The following is a 1,491-nucleotide window of genomic DNA, read 5'->3' on the forward strand; positions in this document are numbered from 1 at the left end:
GGGTGGCCTCAGTGGTGTTCGGACAGCCTTACTTTGCTGGAAATGCCCAGGTCAGACGGGCTACGTTCGGGGCTGACGAACGACGACGGAGGGGAACGACGATGAGTGCGACCATGATGGAGGCCGACGCCGGGCACCAGCCCCGGATACCCGCGGCCGGCCACCACCGGGACGTCAACGGCGGCTGGCTGCGACCGGCCGTGTTCGGCGCGGTGGACGGGCTGGTGTCCAACTTCGCGCTGATGACCGGCGTGGTCGGCGGGGCGGCGTCCAACGGGACGGTGATCCTGACCGGGCTGGCGGGCCTGGCGGCCGGCGCCTGCTCGATGGCGGCGGGGGAGTACACCTCGGTGGCCTCGCAGCGGGAGCTGGTGCAGGCCGAGATCGAGGCCGAGCGGCTGGAGCTGAGCCGCAACCCGCACGGGGAGCTGGCCGAGCTGGCCCAGCTGTACGTCTCGCGCGGGGTGGACCCGGAGCTGGCCCACGAGGTGGCCCGGCAGCTGTCCGCGGACCCGGAGCTGGCCCTGGAGGTGCACGCCCGGGAGGAGCTGGGCGTCGACCCGACCGACCTGCCCTCGCCGCTGGTGGCGGCCGGCTCGTCGTTCCTGTGCTTCGCGCTCGGCGCGCTGCTGCCGCTGCTGCCCTACCTGCTGGGGGCGACCGCGCTGCTGCCGGCGCTGCTGCTGGCGGGGGCCGGGCTGTTCCTGTGCGGCGCGGTGGTGGCCCGGGTGACGGCGCGCAGCTGGTGGTTCAGCGGGCTGCGGCAGCTGGTGCTGGGCGGCGCCGCGGCCGGGGTGACCTACCTGCTCGGGTGGCTGATCGGCGGCCATCTGGGGTGACCGTGGAGTGCATGGTTATGCTGATGAGTGAGTGACGTTTCACACATGGGCCTCGGGCGGCGCCTGGCAGTGTCTCACCATACGGGCCTCCGCGCCGCGGATTCGCATCCGCGGACGGGCTCCCGGGATGGATTCCCAGGCGTCCATGATCGGCTTCTGTGGCGGCCCGGTTTCGCCCCTGTTTCAGGCGGTGGACGGTTGGGCACAATCGTCGGGACGTGCACTGTGGCACGTCCTCTCACACGCCCCCTGACCTGCGCGCCGTCCCGCCATGTGGACGGGATATTCCGCTTCTCGGGATCGTGGGCATCATGTAACTTGCACGACACCGCACCATCGCATCAGGGCCAACGTCGTCCCTCCTTGCACCACCTTGCCGAAAGACGACGACGGGAGAGCCGATGCTGTCTGCATCCATGCACTCCGCCAACGAGCCCCAGGCCGGCGCCGCCCGCCAGCCGTACGCGCTCGTGCCGGATGCGCGACCTGCTGCCCAGGGCCTGTACGACCCGCGGAACGAGCACGACGCCTGTGGCGTCGGCTTCGTCGCCACGCTGACGGGCATCGCCGACCACACCATCGTCGAGCAGGCGCTGAACGTCCTGCGCAACCTGGAGCACCGCGGCGCCACCGGCGCCGAGCCGGACTCCGG

General features: G+C 71.5%; 2 protein-coding genes. Both read left to right on the forward strand.

The annotated features are described in order from the left end of the window. Window positions 1-113: 113 nt before the first annotated feature. On the forward strand, window positions 114-839 hold the full coding sequence (locus tag ACFU6K_RS38815) for a VIT1/CCC1 transporter family protein (protein ID WP_380671349.1): 726 nt from the start codon (window positions 114-116) through the stop codon (window positions 837-839). A 416-nt stretch (window positions 840-1,255) separates the two neighbouring features. Then, on the forward strand, window positions 1,256-1,491 hold a 236-nt coding region (locus tag ACFU6K_RS38820), incomplete at its 3' end, for a hypothetical protein (protein WP_380671351.1).

It is taken from the genome of Kitasatospora sp. NPDC057512, assembly GCF_042802135.1.
In the GTDB taxonomy this organism is placed as follows: Bacteria; Actinomycetota; Actinomycetes; order Streptomycetales; family Streptomycetaceae; genus Kitasatospora.